This is a genomic window from Pleomorphomonas sp. NRK KF1 (assembly GCF_023721755.1).
GTDB lineage: Bacteria > Pseudomonadota > Alphaproteobacteria > Rhizobiales > Pleomorphomonadaceae > Pleomorphomonas.
The window spans coordinates 1-343 of the sequence record NZ_JAMDLH010000027.1 but is presented as its reverse complement, the minus strand read 5'-3'; the positions used below and the strand labels follow the sequence as shown (position 1 = coordinate 343).

Below are 343 nucleotides of genomic sequence, written 5' to 3'. Positions count from 1 at the left end.
GCTCGACCAGGGCCAGGCCGGCGACAACATCGGCGCGCTGCTGCGCGGCACCAAGCGTGAAGACGTCGAGCGCGGCCAGGTGCTGTGCAAGCCGGCTTCGGTGAACCCGCACACCAAGTTCAAGGCCGAAGCCTACATCCTGACCAAGGAAGAAGGTGGCCGTCACACGCCGTTCTTCACCAACTACCGCCCGCAGTTCTACTTCCGCACGACGGACGTGACCGGCGTGGTGACGCTCGATGAAGGCGTCGAGATGGTGATGCCGGGCGACAACGTGACGATGAACGTCCAGCTGATCGTTCCGATCGCCATGGAAGAGAAGCTCCGCTTCGCCATCCGTGAA

The 343-nt window shown here is 63.3% G+C and carries 1 pseudogene; it reads left to right on the top strand.

From position 1 onward, the window contains the following. Window positions 1–343 (top strand): annotated as a pseudogene (gene tuf, locus M4J39_RS23145) (elongation factor Tu); the annotation flags it as partial.